Below are 17591 nucleotides of genomic sequence, written 5' to 3'. Positions count from 1 at the left end.
GTTCGAAATAACAACAAATAACTTACAAATAAAAAAAGGCACTAATAAATTAGCACCATTTTTAAAAATTATCTTTTATTTTAATTTTCTAAAGCTCGGGTTTTACCTTTCACCTTCTCTTTAGCTGAACTTATTGAAGTCTTATATTTTGCTAATCGCTCTTCAGCTTTAGTTATAATTCCCTCCTTCTCTTTTATTTGTTCTGGAGATAACATACCTTCCTTTTTAAGCTTAGCTAAACGCATTTTTGCTGCTGTAATTCTATCCTCAGAAGCCTTATATTTCTCTTCCTTTTTTTGAATAAAATCAGACCTGGTTTTCAGCTTATTTTTAGCTTCAGCAGCCTTATTTTGTCCAAATTCACTTGTTTTTTCTGCATTTAAATTTTTCTTTACTTCATCTTTACGAGCATGTACTTCCTCTTTTTTACCCTTCACATCCTTTTCTACCTTTTCAGCTTTTTTGGACATTTTTTCTTTTGCTTGATTTTTCTCAGCTTTTAATTCATCCTTAGCATTCTTAGATTTCTTTTCAATCTTTTCTTTAGCTTCATGAGATTTTCCTTGTGCATATATTGTTGTACTATTAAAAGCAACAAACAACACAATTACTAAAATATTAATTATTTTTTTCATAATTATTTTTCGTTAAATTATATATTATCTAATTCATTTAATGCGTCTTCTAATTTTTCTTCGGTTTGGTTAATAACCTCTTCAGCAGCATCTAAATCTACATCAGTAGCATCAACAGCATTCACCGTTTCATCAATTACTTCTATTTGTTCTTCTGTTGTTTGCGCATCTTCTTCCTTGGTTTCTCTACAAGAAATTGTAAATAATATGCTTAAAACAATTAAGCTTTTAAAAAATGTTTTCATAAAATTTGGGTTTAAATATTAAACAATTGAACCTACGTATATAGAGACACTGTTTTGTAATATACGTCACAAAAAATGGAATTAAAATAAATAAATCAAACTAACTGCTAACTTATTCTTTTTGCCATAAGTATTTTTATCTTTGTGGTTCTATTAAAATAAAATTATGAAGATTTCATACAACTGGCTTAAGCAGTTTATAAAAACCGATTGGGACGCAGAAAAAACTGGCGATTTATTAACTGACCTAGGTTTAGAAATAGAAGGTATTGACACTTACGAATCTGTAAAAGGCGGATTAAAAGGTATTGTTGTTGGCGAGGTTTTAACTTGTGTACAACACCCAAATGCAGACCGTTTAAAGGTAACGACCGTAAATATTGGTGCAGATGCGCCTGTACAAATTGTTTGTGGTGCTCCTAATGTAGCAGCCGGACAAAAAGTACCTGTTGCTACTATTGGCACAACACTTTACACTGCCGAAGGTGAAGCTTGGAAAATAAAAAAGGGTAAAATTAGAGGCGAAGAAAGCCACGGAATGATTTGCGCAGAAGACGAATTAGGTCTTGGTGAAGGTCACGATGGGATTATGGTTTTAGATGCTGACCTTAACGTTGGTATGCTAGCTTCAGATTTATTTAAAGTTGAAAATGACCAGGTTTTTGAAATTGGCTTAACACCAAACAGAGCTGATGCTATGAGTCATTATGGTGTTGCAAGAGATTTAAAAGCAGGTTTATTACAAAAGGAAGTGTCTTTAGAGTTAATTACACCTTCTGTAAGTTCTTACCATGTAGATGCTAGAGCATTAAAAATAGATGTTGATGTACAAGACAAAGAAAAAGCACCTCGTTATTGTGGTGTTACTATTTCTGGCTTAAAGGTACAAGCGTCACCAGCTTGGTTACAACATCGCCTTAAATCTATTGGCTTAGCTCCTATTAATAATATTGTAGATGCAACTAATTATGTTTTACATGAATTAGGACAGCCTTTACATGCCTTTGATGCTGATAAAATAGCTGATAATAAAATTGAAGTTAAAACCTGTGAAGCTGGTACAAAATTCACCACTTTAGATGGTGTTGAGCGCGAATTACACGAAGATGATTTAATGATTTGCGATGCAGAAAAACCAATGTGTATAGCAGGTGTTTTTGGCGGAATAGATTCTGGTGTTACAGATAATACAACACGTATTTTCTTAGAAAGTGCTTATTTTAATCCTGTGAGTGTTCGTAAAACAGCTAAACGTCATGCTTTAAATACAGATGCTTCTTTTAGATTTGAAAGAGGAATTGATCCAAATCTTACAGAATATGCATTAAAACGTGCGGCTTTACTAATTCTTGAAATTGCAGGTGGTGAAATCACTAGTGATATTGTTGATGCTTACCCAAAGAAAATCAAGGATTTTGAAGTAAGATTAAGTTTTGACAATGCTAAAAAATTAATTGGTGAAGAAATCCCTAAGGAAACTATAAAAAGTATTTTATCATCTTTAGACATAAAAATAAATAATGTTACAGAAGCAGGTTTAGGTTTAACTGTACCAGCTTATAGAAATGATGTGCAACGTGAAGCTGATATTATTGAAGAAATACTAAGAGTATATGGTTACAATAATATCGCTACAACGACTAAATTAAATGCGTCAATTTCTAACTCATCTAGATTTGAAGATTATAAACTTCAAAATATAATAGGAAATCAATTGGCTTCTCAAGGCTTCTATGAAATAATGGCTAACTCATTAACAACGCCAAAGTATATAGAATTAAGTGCTGATTTAAACGAAGAGCATAATGTAAAAATGTTGAATCCGTTAAGTAGCGATTTAGAAGTAATGCGTCAGTCGTTATTATTTTCTGGATTAGAAGCTGTAGCGCATAACATTAACAGAAAGCGAGATGATTTAAAGTTATTTGAATTTGGTAAAACTTACCATCAATATGCTGAAGCTCGCGAAGAACATAAACACTTATCTGTTTTTGTAACTGGAAATAAAAATGAAGAACGTTGGAATAGTTCTAGCAACCCAAGTGATTTCTTTTATTTAAAAGGAACGGTTGAAGTTGTATTACAACGATTAGGTTTAACAAAATTGAAGTCTGCACCAATTAAATCGGACGTTTTTAGTGAAGGCATGAGTTTTTCTGTTGGAAAGAAAAAAATGGTTGACTTTGGTTTGGTTAAAAAATCAGTATTAAAGCATTTTGGAATTTCTCAGAATGTATTGTTTGCTGATTTTAATTGGGACAACGTTTTAGAAATGGCGCAGCATAACAAAATTAAGTTTACGGCAATTTCTAAATACCCAGAAGTAAAACGCGATTTCGCATTACTATTAGATAACAAAGTGACTTTTGAAGAGATAGATACCATCGCTAAACAAACCGAAAGACAACTGCTTAAAAGTGTGAATCTATTTGATGTTTACGAAGGCAAAAAATTACCAGCTGGCAAAAAGAGTTATGCTGTGAGTTTTATTCTTCAAGATGAAAACAAAACTTTAAACGATAAGCAAATTGACAAAATAATGTCTAAACTACAATCTAATTTTGAAACTAAGCTTGGTGCTGAGTTGAGATAGAAGATTAATTTAAAATAGATAAAACCTCATAAGATATGCTCGTTTAGAGTTTGCTTTATGAGGTTTTTCAATTTAAAAAATAGCAATTATCAGCTTTCTAATATAAAAGACTAGAATTAAAATATTATCGTTTATTTAATACTATTACACTTAAAAGTTCTTATTTTTAACACTCAAAAATTAAAAGAATATGGCTAATATAACTTTAGGAGGAAATCCTATAGAAACTACAGGAAGTTTACCAGCAGTTGGCAGTAAAACTCCAGATTTTAAACTTACAGCAACAGATTTATCTGCTAAATCTTTATCTGATTATGAAGGTAACAGATTGGTGCTAAATATATTTCCGAGTATAGACACAGGTACTTGTGCTCAATCCGTTAGAACATTTAACGAAAAAGCGAGCGCATTAGAAGCTACTAAGGTGTTATGTATTTCTAAAGATTTACCATTTGCTTTAGCACGTTTTTGCGGCGCAGAAGGTTTAGATAATGTAGAAAGTCTTTCCGATTTTAAAACAGGAAGCTTTGGTGACGATTACGGTTTAACGTTTAAAACTGGGCCTTTAGCACCATTATTATCGAGATGTATTGTTGTGGTAGACAAAGACGGAACAGTTCTATATACAGAACAAGTTTCTGAAATTGCAGATGAGCCAAATTACGAAGCGGCTTTAACTGCTCTGAAATAATTTGATGCAAAAAAAAGAATCGTTTTTAGTTAATAGACTAAAAAGTGTAGGCTTTGCTTTTAAAGGCATGCTCATTCTTATTAGAACAGAAGCTAGCATAAAGGTGCAATTGTTTATTGCGATTGTAATCACTATTGCTGGCTTTTATTTTGATATTTCTAAAAGCGAATGGATGGCTCAACTTATTATGATTGGTATTGTAATGAGTATGGAAGGCATGAATACTGCGGTTGAATACATTGCAGATTTTATTCATCCAGAATATCATAAAAAAATAGGCCTCATAAAAGATGTTGCAGCTGGAGCTGTTTTTATCGCTTCCATCATAGCAGTAATAATTGCAGGAATTATTTATCTTCCTAAATTCCTATAAATACCAAAAGCACTAGAATAAACGTTTCATATTTGTATTTTTGTGCCATTAAAATTCAACAACACATTTAAGATTTATAATGAAATCATTTCTTGCTACATTTTTTATGATTTTTATGCTGTTGGGCTGCAATACAAAACCAGATAAAATTGCTGCTACGGAAGTTTTGACAATTCCTAAAGATACCATTGATACTACTGAAACCGTTGTAAAACCAAATTTAGAAAGTAGCAAAACACTTGTTCTAGGTAAGTTTGATTATAAAACGGATTCAACGTTTATAAAAGTTAACTCTGAACATTCAGCAAAAACTTTATATCTAAATAAAGCTGTTTATACTGCGTTTTTAGAAATGCACAAAGCAGCGAAAATTGATAGCATTGATTTAATTATATTATCCGGCACTCGCAATTTTAATGAGCAAAAAGCAATTTGGGAACGTAAATGGAAAAGATATAGTAACCTAGAACCTATAGACAGAGCTAAGAAAATTTTAGAGTATAGCTCTATGCCAAGTTCATCTCGTCATCATTGGGGAACAGATTTAGACCTAAATAGTTTAACTAATTCGTATTTTAGCACAGGAAAAGGAAAAGGCATCTATGATTGGTTAAATAAAAATGCCAATACTTACGGATTTTACCAAGTGTATACTAACAAAGAAAATGGCAGAACAGGTTACAATCTCGAAAAATGGCATTGGTCTTATTTACCATTAGCAAGTGACTATTTAGAATTTTATAACTCTAATATTACGACAAAAGACATTAATGGGTTTGAAGGTGCCGAAATGGCAAAAGACCTAAACATAATAGAAGACTACGTAAATGGTGTTTCTAAAAACGCAAAAGAATATAAACAATAGACTCCCTTTAATTAGGAAATAGTACCGAAAACAATTCGGCATAAAATGGCAAAAAAAACAACAAAAAAGAAAACCACAACTAAAGCAAAGCCTAAAGCTAAAGCAACACCTAAGGTGAAAAAGCCAGCATTTAAGCTCACAAGCCAGCATAAACTTATACTAGGTAGTTTACTTATTATTATTGGTCTTCTTCTTTTTATTTCATTTTTATCTTTCGTCTTTACTGGTAAGGAAGACCAAAGTGTATTACATAGCTTCCCAGAACGTTCTACAGAATACAAAAACTGGGCAAGCCAACTTGGTGCTTGGGTGAGCGAATTCTTTATTACTAAAGGTTTTGGTTTACCTTCTTTTATATTTTCAGGCTTAATATTTCTTTCAGGTGTTTATGTCGCATTAAACTTAAACAAAGTAAAGCTGAGAAAACATTGGATTTGGGGAACACTAATTGTTATTTGGTTATCCATTCTCTTCGGATTTTTCACGCATAAATACGATTTACTTGGCGGAACCATTGGTTTTGAAATGAACACGTATTTTCAAGACTATATTGGCAAAATTGGAACTATTCTTTTATTAGCTTTTGGACTTATTACGTATTTAGCCATTAGATTTAAAGTAACAGGAGAAAGTATTGTTAATACCTTTAAAAGTGCAAAAAGCTCAATTAAAGAAGATTTAAAAGCAGAAGAAAGCAAAAAAGAACCCATCGTTAGTTTTGATAATAATTTAACTGAAGAAGCTGAAGCTATTAAATCTGCTTTTGAGATTCCATTAGAAAAAACAGAACCTACAATATCTAACCACTCCACTCCTGTTACTAAAACCGAAGTTAAGCCTGAAGTTAAAGCCGAAAAGCTAACGATGGAAGTTACAGAAAAACCAAAAGAAGAAACGGTTGATATACCAGAATTAAAAGTTGAAGTTGAAGCTGTTGAAGAAGAAAAATCTGAAACTGATAATTTAGCTGATAAATTGGTTGAAGATTTTGGACAGTTTGATCCTACTTTAGAATTAGGAAAATTTCAGTTTCCAACTTTAGATTTATTAAAGAAATACGATAACGAAGGGATTTCTATTGACCAAGAAGAATTAGAAGAAAACAAAAACCGAATTGTAGAAACATTAAACAACTACAAAATTGGTATTTCTAGTATTAAAGCTACCATAGGACCAACAGTTACACTTTATGAAATTGTCCCAGATGCAGGTATTAGGATTTCAAAAATTAAAAATCTAGAAGACGATATTGCTTTATCTCTTGCAGCATTAGGTATTAGGATTATTGCTCCTATTCCTGGAAAAGGAACTATTGGTATTGAGGTACCAAATAAGAATTCGACCATTGTATCAATGCGTTCGGTTATTGCTTCTCAGAAATTCCAAAAGTCTACCATGGAATTACCAATTGCTTTTGGTAAAACTATTAGCAACGAAACTTTTGTAGTCGATTTAGCAAAAATGCCACACATGTTAATGGCTGGTGCGACGGGTCAAGGTAAATCTGTAGGATTAAATGCGGTACTTACCTCTTTGCTCTATAAAAAGCATCCTGCAGAAGTAAAATTTGTGCTTATTGATCCTAAAAAAGTAGAGCTTACACTTTTTAATAAAATAGAACGTCATTATTTAGCAAAACTTCCAGATAGTGAAGATGCTATTATTACGGATAATGCTAAGGTTATTAATACATTGAATTCACTTTGTATTGAAATGGATAACCGTTATGAAATGCTTAAAAATGCATTTGCGAGAAATATTTCAGAATACAACGTCAAATTTAAAGCAAGAAAATTAAATCCAAACGATGGACACCAGTTTTTACCTTACATTGTTTTAGTCATTGATGAGTTTGCCGATTTAATAATGACAGCAGGTAAAGAAGTAGAAACACCTATTGCACGTTTAGCGCAATTAGCACGTGCCATTGGTATTCACTTAATAGTGGCAACACAACGACCATCTGTAAACGTAATTACAGGTATCATTAAAGCGAATTTCCCAGCACGTATTGCGTTTAGGGTAACAAGTAAAATAGATTCGCGTACCATTTTAGATGGTTCTGGTGCAGATCAGTTAATAGGTCGTGGAGATATGCTCTATACACAAGGCAATGAATTAATAAGAATTCAATGTGCATTTGTAGACACTCCAGAGGTTGAAAAAATAACAGAATTCATTGGTTCTCAAAAAGCGTATCCAGATGCATACTTATTACCAGAATATGTTGGTGAAGAAGGTGGCACAAATCTTGATATAGATATATCAGACAGGGATAAATTGTTTAGAGATGCAGCAGAACTTATTGTTACAGCACAGCAAGGTTCAGCTTCATTACTGCAAAGAAAACTGAAATTAGGTTACAATAGAGCTGGTAGAATTATTGACCAATTAGAAGCTGCTGGAATAGTCGGTAATTTTGAAGGTAGTAAAGCAAGACAGGTTTTAGTGCCAGATTTAGTTGCTCTAGATCAATTATTAGAAAACGAAAAAAATTAATAAGATTATTTATATTTAATACACATGAAAAAATTATTTGTAATAACATTTTTAACTTTAGGATTTACAGCATTTGCACAAAGTGATGCAAAAGCAGAAACATTACTTAAAGAGGTAAGTACAAAAATTAAAGCTTACAAAAACATTAGCTTAGATTTTAAATACGAATTAAATAACGTAAGCGAAAATATTAGCCAAGAAACACGTGGAGATGTTGTTATGGAAGGCGAAAAATATAAACTTAACATATTAGGTATTACACGTATTTATGATGGTAAAACATTGTATACTATTAGTCCTGAAGATGAAGAAGTAACCATTTCAACAGACAATACAGAAGACGAAAGCACTATTACACCAAGTAAAATGTTATCGTTTTACAAAGATGGTTACATTTTTAAAATGGATATCGTTCAGACGGTAAAAGGAAGAAAAATTCAATACGTTAAACTCAGTCCAATAGATACAAATTCTGAGATAAAGCACGTACTATTAGGTATTGACGCAACTACAAAGCATATTTATAACTTAATCGAAGTAGGTAAGAACGGAACTAAAACAACATTAACTGTTAATTCTTTTAAAACCGACCAACCTATTTCAAAAACCTTATTTACTTTTGACGAAAGTAAGTACAGCGATTATTATATCAATAAAATAGATTAAGTTCAAAATCATAACTTTGTGAAAATACTAGATAGGTACATACTTATCACATTCTTAAGGACGTTTTTTAGCGTCTTTATTATATTCATGTTCATCTTTATTTTACAAGGTGTTTGGCTATATATTGCTGAACTTGCTGGTAAGGATTTAGATGTTATGGTGACTGCAAAATTCATTTTGTATTACATGCCTAAGCTAATTCCTTTGGTTGTACCACTTACCATTTTGTTATCTTCAATAATGGTTTTTGGAAACTTTGCGGAAAACTATGAGTTTGCAGCCATGAAATCTACCGGAATCTCATTGCAACGTGCTATGAGAAGTTTAAGTGTGTTTATTGTAGGTTTAGGAATCGCTTCGTTTTTCTTTGCCAATAATGTTATTCCTTGGGGAGAATATAATTTCTATAATTTAAGACGAAATATTGCCAAAGTAAAACCAGCTTTAGCTATTGCAGAAGGTCAATTTAACGAGATAGGAAACATTAACATTAAAGTTGACGAGAAATCTGGAGATAGAGGTCAGTTTTTAGATGGTGTGCTTATTCATAAAAAAAGTGACAAGAAAAAATCTGGAAACTATATTGTTATTGTTGCAGAAAAAGGGGAATTAAAAAGTAGTACAGACTCTAATATTCTTCAACTTGAATTAATTAACGGTAACTATTACGAAGAAATTTTAGGTAATAACCGTTCCATTGATCCAGACCACCCACATGTTAAAAGTTATTTTGATAGCTACACCATTAATGTAGATTTAGAAATTCTTAATTCTGATGATTTAGACGAAAAAAATCACTCTGACAGATATAACATGTTAGATGTAACACAACTGAGATACACTATTGATAGTCTTAAAGGCAAAGAGAAAGATGATTATTATGCCTTATCTAACACCTTATATAATCGAAGTTCTTATGCGGCTCTTAACTTAAATGTTGACACTACAAGAACCGATTCAGTGTTTACAGGCAAAAACATTCTTAAACTATTTAATACGAATCAAAAAGTTCAAATTTTAAACTTAGCTCTAAATTCAGCTAACAGTACAAGACAAATTATTGACTCCAACAATAAGTCATTTGAAGGAAAAAAAATAAGACTTAATAAACACATTATAGTATTACATGATAAATTTGTATTAGCATTTGCGTGTGTTATTCTCTTTTTTGTTGGTGCACCTTTGGGCGCATTAATTAGAAAAGGTGGACTAGGATTACCAATGGTTGTTGCTATAGTACTTTTCTTAACGTATCATTTCTTCGGTATTTTTGCAAAAAACAGTGCTGAAAAAGGAAGTTTCAGTCCTGTTATTGGGTCTTGGCTTTCTACAGCCATAATGTTACCACTTAGTATTTACTTAACAACAAGAGCCACTAATGATAAAGGTGTTTTTCAATTTGATGCAATTACAGTGCCATTAAAACGATTATTCGCTTCAAAAAATAAGGTTCAACTTTCTGAGAGTGACACTAAAATCTTTAATTTTTACAAAAAATATTCAATAGAAGAGTTAGTCGGAATTATTAAAAAACAAGATGAATTTGATATAGATAAAAAACCAAAAGAGATTGCTTTACATAGCATCTTAGAAAGAAATATTCCGCTTGAAGGTTTAAAGTCTGAAGGTTTAGAAGTTCCGGATAAACTTATAAAAGCTAGAGTTCTATTAAAAGATTACAAAGATTATTCAAAAACAAGTTTAATCAGCTTTTGTATTGGTGCAATTCTATTAGTATTGTTTTTTATATTTAGAAATAATAAGCTACCAGAATTGGCAGAGACCGCAATAACATTGAGTATCACAGCATTTATATTTTTTATAATTTATGTTGTTGTTGATGCTATTATTTATTCTAAATTCTATAAAACTACAAACTTAGAAGGTAAGCGTATTAATCCTTTAATTCATATGATTACGCTTCCTCTTTACCCTTTAAAATATCTTGTTTTAAGGAATAAGATTACGCAAGACTTTTATATGAGCTGTCTTCAAAACATAAAATAACCTTACCTTTGTATTAATAAATCTATACTTAAATTATGACAACTAATACTATAAATACTAAGATAAACCTTAATACCATTGAGGAAGCAATTGAAGATATTAGACAAGGCAAAGTTATTATTGTTGTAGATGATGAAAACCGTGAGAATGAAGGCGATTTTCTAGCAGCTGCAGAAATGGTTACACCAGAGATGATTAACTTTATGGCAACTCATGGTCGTGGCTTAATCTGTGCACCTCTTACAGAAAATAGATGTGAAGATTTAGAGCTTAACATGATGGTAAGAAACAACACTGACCCAATGGAAACTGCCTTTACGGTTTCTGTAGATTTAAGAGGAAATGGTGTAAGTACAGGAATTTCTGCTGGTGATAGAGCAAAAACGGTTAAAGCCTTAGTTCAAGATGATTTAAAACCCTTTGAACTAGCAAGACCTGGTCATATATTTCCATTGGTAGCTAAAGAAGGTGGAGTTTTAAGACGAACAGGCCATACAGAAGCTGCAATTGATTTTGCACGTTTAGCTGGATTTGAACCTGCAGGCGTTATCGTTGAGATTATGAACGAAGATGGTTCAATGGCTCGTTTACCTCAATTAATAAAAGTGGCTAAGAAGTTTAATCTTAAAATAGTTTCTATTGAAGATTTAGTGGCTTACCGTATGGAGTACGATTCTTTAATTGAAAAGAAAGAAGATTTTGATATTGAGACTCGCTTTGGTAAATTTAGATTACGTGCTTATTTACAAACTACAAATAATCAAATCCATATTGCCTTAACTAAAGGTAATTGGAAATCTAATGAACCTATATTAACTCGAGTAAACTCAACATTAGTTAATAATGACATTCTTGGGACTTTAACCAACAATGCAGATAAGAAACTAGATGACATGTTTAATCTCATTAATACCGAAGGTAAAGGCGCTATTATATTTATTAATCAGCAACCTGAATCTATGAATTTATTAACACGTCTTTCAATTCTTAAAGAGAGTCAAGTTGAAGGTCAATTGATAAAAGCGCCAAGTTTAGGTATGGATAGCAAGGATTTTGGTATTGGTGCTCAAATCTTACATGATCTTAAAATTGGCAAACTCAAATTATTATCTAATAGTCTTCAAACTAAACGTGTCGGAATGATTGGCTACGGTCTAGAGATTGTTGAGTATACTAATTACTAAACAAAAAAAGCCACTCAAATGAGTGGCTTTTTTTGTTTATAATTGAATTTAATAGGTTTTACTTAAACCCAATATACTCAGCTTCTGCATCTAAAATACTCTTTACATATGTTTTATAAGCTTTGTAATCTTCTGGTATTACATCATCATAAGGTGTTGTTGCTTTAATTACAACATTAAGCTTATTTGGCTTTGGATTATTATACGTTACTGAATACTTATGATTCTTAAATTCAAAGTTTCTACTTTCTGGTATTTCAACAAAAATCTGTCCTTCTTCTATGTCAATACTATATTCTGTATAGTAACTATCTACAGTTTCATACTGTATATAATTTATAGGATAGTTTCTATCTTCTAATTGTATAATAGAATTTTCATAAGGATGTGTAATAATTGGTAATTGTAGAATTTTTATTGAACCAATACTGCTCATTTTCTTATTCAATGTTATATCAGCTTTATAAGAAATTGCAGCAGTATCATTGTTTTGCTCATAATCCGAAACTGAATTTAAAGTAAAATCATCTACAAGTTTAGCGTTAAAATCTTCCGTCATAGATTTCTTTACAACTTCTGTATTTGGTTCGCTAAATACTTCTTTATAATAAGCTGTATTATGTCCTACTACTTCTGTTGCTACCTTAAGATTCATGCTTTCGTCAGATAAATCTATTTCAATTTTATTATTCACTTTAGATTTTATTCTACTCACATTATCTAAATGAATTAAATCATAAGTCTCATTCGTTTTTTCAGCATCAAAAGGAATTTCTAAAGCCGTTGCACCTCTTAAACTTGTTGGCAATGATTTATAAGGCAAATACTTACTTGTTAATTCTAAGTATTGCGGCTTACCATCAATCATTACTTTAGCAATACAATGGTTAAAATCTGTACTCGGTAACACTAAATTGTTTCTCCCGTAATCAGAAGTTAGGACTAATACTAAGTTAGAATCTAAATCAGCCATTTTTGCCAATGTCACAAACAAGGTTGAAAAATCCTTACAATCACCCAAACTTGTATTTATAGTTTTCGCTGGTTTTTGAGGAATAAAGCCACTTTGCTTAAAACTTACATAACTGTAATTAAAGTTAGACGTTATATAATCGTAAATAATTTTAGCACGCTGATCTTCGCTTAAGTCTTTATGACCATTAGGAAAGAGCTTTTTAAATTCGCTTTCTACCTTAGAGTTAATTTCAATTCTTGTTCTTACCAAATCAGAATACCAAACAGCAATATCATTCCAGCTTTCTATAGTACTAAAATGAAGATACCCTAATTGATCTACTGAATTTGGCATGTAATCCTCAGCAAATTCTGTGGTTTTAGCATCTTTTAATTCCCATTGGTATAATATGTGGTCTTTCTTTTTAGTAATCTTTGGTTTTAAAGTTCCATTGATATACTTATAATTAAGATGACTAGATTTTGGTACTAATATGTCCATTGATGTAAATACCATTGGGTGAAAAGAATCAAACTGCATTTTATCTGAAATATCCTTATAAAAACGTCCTGTAGTTGTAGCAACACCTTCATAATCGATGTAAACAACGTCTCCTATACTAATATCATTAAATACTAAATTAGAACCACTACGAGCTGCAGGTACAATACTGCCATCTGGTTTTACAAGTTCTGATTTTAAGAATTTATAAGAACCTCCTAGACCTAAATTATACTCTTTAAAAGATTCTACTCCACTATTAGACGTTACTTCATAAACGTAAACATAACGGTACTTAAAACCACCTTCTTCAAAAACTTCGATATTAGCTTCATCTAATAAAATATTGAAACCGTAATTGTTAGTTGTAATGTTATTTCTGTTTTCGGTTATGTAATCGTACGCTTCTTCTAAAACCAGCTCATTAATAAGATTAGATTTTTTAGAAACATCATTAATCTTCTTTCTCAATCCCGAATCACCACTATTATGAGCAAGTGCTTGCTCATAATAAACCAAAGCTTCCTTAGTCTTGCCCAATTGCTTTAAAATATCACCTCTAAGTTCCATTGTAGTAAAACTATATGGATAATTTTTAAGCATTTCCTCAGTATAAGGCAATGCCTTATCAAACATTTGATATTCTACATACCGATTAACAATTCGTTTTAAATAAGAATTGTCACTCTTTAATTCATTGTAGTGTTTATCAATTAAATCTATGACTTTATCTTTTTCATTTTTCTTATCATAGTAATTAATCAATTTATTTTCTGCGCTTAAACTAAAGCTATTAGTAGAAATTTCTTCTAAAACGGCTATAGTTCTATCTTGATCTTGAAAAATTTGATCAAATAATGGTGCATATCGTAATTTAAGATTGGTATTATTATAATCTTCTGCTAATGTATTTAAATGCTCTAGTGTTGCTTTTATACCTGCTAAATCTTCTTTTCTTGCATGATATAAGAAATCCGCAGCACCTTTTATCATTTCCGAATCAAAAGCATTCTTCAACTTTTCTATATATTCTTCAAACTCATCCATAGAAAGCCTAGAAAGCTCACCATACTCATTTAATTTATTAATAATTGGCAAGTAATAATCTGGATCGTCACGCTCAATATTCTCACTTAATTCATTAGAAGATGTATAATCTTTTTCTAAATTATAAGTCGTCATTAATGCACTTCTTAATAAAGAACTTTTTGGGTACTTTTTATAAAATGGCATTAAAACATCTCTAGCTTCATCATATTTTGAGTTTCTTAAATAAGAATTATATAAGGCATATGAATAAAGAAAGTTATCTGGTTGCGACGCAATTTTAGTTTCAAAATAGTTTTCGAAATCATTTTTCTTTTCAACAGGATTTAATGCTGAAAGTACAGATGTGTTATAGCTAGACGGTTTATTAGAAGTCGTTATATTATTTAATGGTTTCTTGTTTTCATCGAAAACACCAACCATAAAATAAGAATTAGAATTACTCTCTGCAGACTTTATTAATAAACGATTATTCCCTTTTGGTAAATTAACTAAAACTTCATAACCATTAAGGTCTGTTGAAACATCTTTATCATATTTATAGATCTCAACATCATTAAAAAAAATCTTAAATGCTGACCCACTACCAACTCTTAAGATAACGCGTTGATCAATTGCTGAATTTATAAACGTTTGCGCATAATTAACACTTGAGCCGTACTCATTATGGTTTGAAAAAAACTGATAAGCTTCCTTTTCATTCTTACCATCGTACCATCTAATGATTCCATTACTTTTTGCATCAAAATCTACATTATTTGCTGAAGTTTTTTCGGGCTCATAGAATTTATCTAATCCACTTTTGTTCATGTTTTCAAAACTCCCACAATACTGCCAGTCTCTAATCGCATTTATTTCTGCATTAAGCGCAGTATATCCTTCCCAGTTATTATTATGTCTATTTCTTATAGCATCGATATAAGTAACTGCATCTTTTAAATCAATATTATTTAATTTCAATGCACGTATTTTATCTAAGGTTTCAAAAGTGTTACTGTTAAAACCTTCATCAATATAATCATCAAAAAGAAAGGACTTATTCCAAAATGCAAATAGATAATATTCAAAGTCTTCTTTTTTTAAGAATTCTTTTAAAAAAGCGTCATTCCTGTTAATTTTTCCAGACTCGTTTCTATGAAGCTCTGTCATAATAAGCCATTCAATATCAGTACTTTTATTTTTACTGATTATCTTACCCGCTTCAGCTCTTTCGTTAGTTAGTAAATGCTCCCAAAATTTTGAGTAGTCTTTGTTTTGTGCAATACAGCTGAAGGAAAATAAAGAAACAACTGCAATAAATAATAAAGTTTTCTGCATAAATGTGATTTAAAAATTAATTAATAGCTTGAATAAGTTGAGCCATTTTTTCTGCTCTAGCTCTAACTTCTTCGTCAGTCCAAGATAATTTAATTAAACAAGAAATGTTACGAGAAATGTAAAAATCTGATTGATCAAAGGTTTTAGTTTGAAGATATTCCAACCCTTTTTTAACTTCGGAAGAAATTGGATATAACGATTTTAGGTCTTTTAAGTGGTTCCATTTTCTAATATAATGCCAGTTATTATGATAGTAATTCCAACAGGCATCAATACCATTAGCTTTAAATGATTCTGACACTTTTTGAGCAGACTCTAGATCTGGCATAAAGAAATTAAGAAAGGCATAACTTTCTTCACCACCTTCAGGAACTGTTCTAAAAGTTACACCAGGTACTTTTGCCAGAGCATTTCTTAAAACAGTAAAGTTTCTTTTTTGAATTGCAATAAACTCTGGTAAGCGTCTCACTTGAGCCAAGCCAACTGCAGCATGCAATTCTGAAATTCTGAAATTATATCCTAAAGACGGATGTGTTTCTGCACCTCTATCATTACCTACATGGTCGTGTCCATGATCGCTAAAATGATCAGCATTGATGTAATACTCTTTATTGTTAGTAACGACTGCACCACCTTCTCCACATGTTATCGTTTTTACAAAATCGAATGAAAAACAACCTAAATCAGCAATGCTTCCTAAAGGTTTACCATTGTATGATCCTCCAATAGCTTGGCATGCATCTTCAAAAAAAATCAAATTATATTCCTTACAGATTTTACTCAACGCATCCATATTACCCATGCTGCCGCACATCTGTACAATCATTACTGCTTTGGTTTTGGGTGTAATAGCAGCTTCAACGGCTTTTGGGTCTAAGGTTAACGTATCATCGATATCAACAAGAACAGGAATTGCTCCTAACATCATTATAGCTTCAAAACTTGCTACAAATGTAAAGGTTGGCATAATAACCTCATCACCTGCTCCAACACCTGCAGATGCCAATGCAACTGAAACTGCAGCTGTTCCGCTCGATACTAATTGTACATGCTCAGATTGAAATGTGGTTGCAAGTTCTGCTTCCAATTCTTTTGCTTTCCAATGGCCATTTCTCATACCATCAAAACCATAGCGCATTAAAACGCCATTGTCTAATACATCGTTAACTTCTTTTCGTTCTAAATTACTGAACAATTCAAATCCTGGCATATTTAAATTTTTATTTTACTAGTAAATATATACTATTTTAAAATCTTTAACGTAATAAAATAGCTACAATTCTATAACTGTTTTAGAAATTGATTTCCTCACTTTTTTAAAACCTGAAAACATATCATCTTCGGCTCTAAAACCAACTGGCAAAAGTAAAACAGAAGTAAGTCCTAACTTATCTAATCCTAATGCTGCATCTAATTCTTTAGGAACAAAGCCTTCCATAGGACAACTATCTATACCTTCTACTGCACATACGGTCATTAAATTTCCCAAAGCAATATAGGCTTGTCTTGTTGCCCAATCCACTTTTTTAGTCACGGTCATCTCATTAATCGATGACTGTAATTGAGCTTTAAAAGGTGATAATATTGCATCTGGTGTATTTCTTATCGTTTTAATTGTTTCAAAATGTTCATCCACATCTTTTTCATCAATTTCAGTTTGAATACAGAGTACTAATAAATGAGATGCATCTGCTACTTGACGCTGACCATAAGACATACCAACAAGTTTTTCTCGCTTAATCTTGTCTTCTACAACAACCATTTTTAACGTCTGTAATCCATAAGACAAAGCGGTTAAATTAAATGCTTCTTTTAAGGTGTTAAGTTGTTCTTTAGAAATTTTTTCTGAGTCATTAAATTTTTTGGTAGCATAGCGCCAGTTCAATTTTTCTATAATAGACATTTTGTTTTTTTTTTGTAAAAATACGGAATTAAGCAATGGTCAAATCTACAATACATACTGAAATATAAACTTTGAAAGCATAATTAAGGTTAATTAAAATTTAACGGTTT

Annotated in this window: 13 protein-coding genes; 8 read left to right on the top strand and 5 right to left on the bottom strand. The window is 31.3% G+C overall.

Features of this window, described 5'->3' with window-relative positions; genetic code table 11:
- Nucleotides 1-80: 80 nt before the first annotated feature.
- Both Q0807_RS06575 and Q0807_RS06570 read right to left on the bottom strand, forming a co-directional pair.
- Entirely contained in the window at nucleotides 81-635 is a 555-nt protein-coding gene (locus tag Q0807_RS06575; RefSeq protein ID WP_299107781.1) for a hypothetical protein, read from the bottom strand.
- A gap of 17 nt (nucleotides 636-652) precedes the next feature.
- The gene (locus tag Q0807_RS06570) at nucleotides 653-880 is read right to left on the bottom strand and encodes a hypothetical protein (protein WP_299107778.1); all 228 of its coding nucleotides are present in this window, start codon (nucleotides 878-880) and stop codon (nucleotides 653-655) included.
- 166 nt (nucleotides 881-1046) lie between these two features.
- On the opposite strand from Q0807_RS06570, the gene pheT reads away from it, so the two are divergent.
- The 8 genes from pheT to ribB all read left to right on the top strand — a co-directional run bounded on the left by pheT (nucleotide 1047) and on the right by ribB (nucleotide 11758).
- Nucleotides 1047-3473 carry a phenylalanine--tRNA ligase subunit beta gene (gene pheT / locus Q0807_RS06565; protein ID WP_299107775.1) on the top strand — a complete coding sequence of 809 codons (2427 nt, stop codon included), beginning with the start codon at nucleotides 1047-1049 and terminating at the stop codon, nucleotides 3471-3473.
- Nucleotides 3474-3663: 190 nt separating this feature from the next.
- The gene (tpx, locus tag Q0807_RS06560) at nucleotides 3664-4164 is read left to right on the top strand and encodes a thiol peroxidase (protein WP_299107772.1); all 501 of its coding nucleotides are present in this window, start codon (nucleotides 3664-3666) and stop codon (nucleotides 4162-4164) included.
- Nucleotides 4165-4168: 4 nt separating this feature from the next.
- A complete protein-coding gene (locus Q0807_RS06555; protein WP_299107770.1) occupies nucleotides 4169-4537 on the top strand; it encodes a diacylglycerol kinase family protein in 369 nt (122 codons plus the stop codon).
- Between the two features lie 79 nt (nucleotides 4538-4616).
- A complete protein-coding gene (locus Q0807_RS06550; protein ID WP_299107768.1) occupies nucleotides 4617-5402 on the top strand; it encodes a M15 family metallopeptidase in 786 nt (261 codons plus the stop codon).
- Nucleotides 5403-5447: 45 nt separating this feature from the next.
- Nucleotides 5448-7901 carry a DNA translocase FtsK gene (locus tag Q0807_RS06545; protein WP_299107766.1) on the top strand — a complete coding sequence of 818 codons (2454 nt, stop codon included), beginning with the start codon at nucleotides 5448-5450 and terminating at the stop codon, nucleotides 7899-7901.
- 24 nt (nucleotides 7902-7925) lie between these two features.
- Complete coding sequence (locus Q0807_RS06540) at nucleotides 7926-8567, top strand: outer membrane lipoprotein carrier protein LolA (RefSeq protein ID WP_299107764.1); 642 nt, start codon at nucleotides 7926-7928, stop codon at nucleotides 8565-8567.
- Between the two features lie 18 nt (nucleotides 8568-8585).
- Nucleotides 8586-10574, top strand: coding sequence for an LptF/LptG family permease (locus Q0807_RS06535; protein WP_299107762.1), 1989 nt, complete (start codon nucleotides 8586-8588; stop codon nucleotides 10572-10574).
- Between the two features lie 35 nt (nucleotides 10575-10609).
- Nucleotides 10610-11758, top strand: a complete 1149-nt coding sequence (gene ribB, locus Q0807_RS06530) for a 3,4-dihydroxy-2-butanone-4-phosphate synthase (RefSeq protein WP_299107759.1) — start codon at nucleotides 10610-10612, stop codon at nucleotides 11756-11758.
- Nucleotides 11759-11816: 58 nt separating this feature from the next.
- On the opposite strand, the gene Q0807_RS06525 is transcribed toward ribB, so the two are convergent.
- The 3 genes from Q0807_RS06525 to Q0807_RS06515 all read right to left on the bottom strand — a co-directional run bounded on the left by Q0807_RS06525 (nucleotide 11817) and on the right by Q0807_RS06515 (nucleotide 17481).
- Complete coding sequence (locus Q0807_RS06525; protein ID WP_299107756.1) at nucleotides 11817-15578, bottom strand: transglutaminase domain-containing protein; 3762 nt, start codon at nucleotides 15576-15578, stop codon at nucleotides 11817-11819.
- A gap of 16 nt (nucleotides 15579-15594) precedes the next feature.
- On the bottom strand, nucleotides 15595-16788 hold the full coding sequence (locus tag Q0807_RS06520; protein ID WP_299107753.1) for a DegT/DnrJ/EryC1/StrS aminotransferase family protein: 1194 nt from the start codon (nucleotides 16786-16788) through the stop codon (nucleotides 15595-15597).
- 63 nt (nucleotides 16789-16851) lie between these two features.
- On the bottom strand, nucleotides 16852-17481 hold the full coding sequence (locus Q0807_RS06515; RefSeq protein ID WP_299107750.1) for an NAD(P)H-dependent oxidoreductase: 630 nt from the start codon (nucleotides 17479-17481) through the stop codon (nucleotides 16852-16854).
- Between the last annotated feature and the right edge of the window lie 110 nt (nucleotides 17482-17591).

This window comes from uncultured Winogradskyella sp. (assembly GCF_947495255.1).
In the GTDB taxonomy this organism is placed as follows: Bacteria; Bacteroidota; Bacteroidia; order Flavobacteriales; family Flavobacteriaceae; genus Winogradskyella.
The sequence above is the reverse complement of the archived record's forward strand: the minus strand, read 5'-3'. Positions and strand labels throughout refer to the sequence as shown.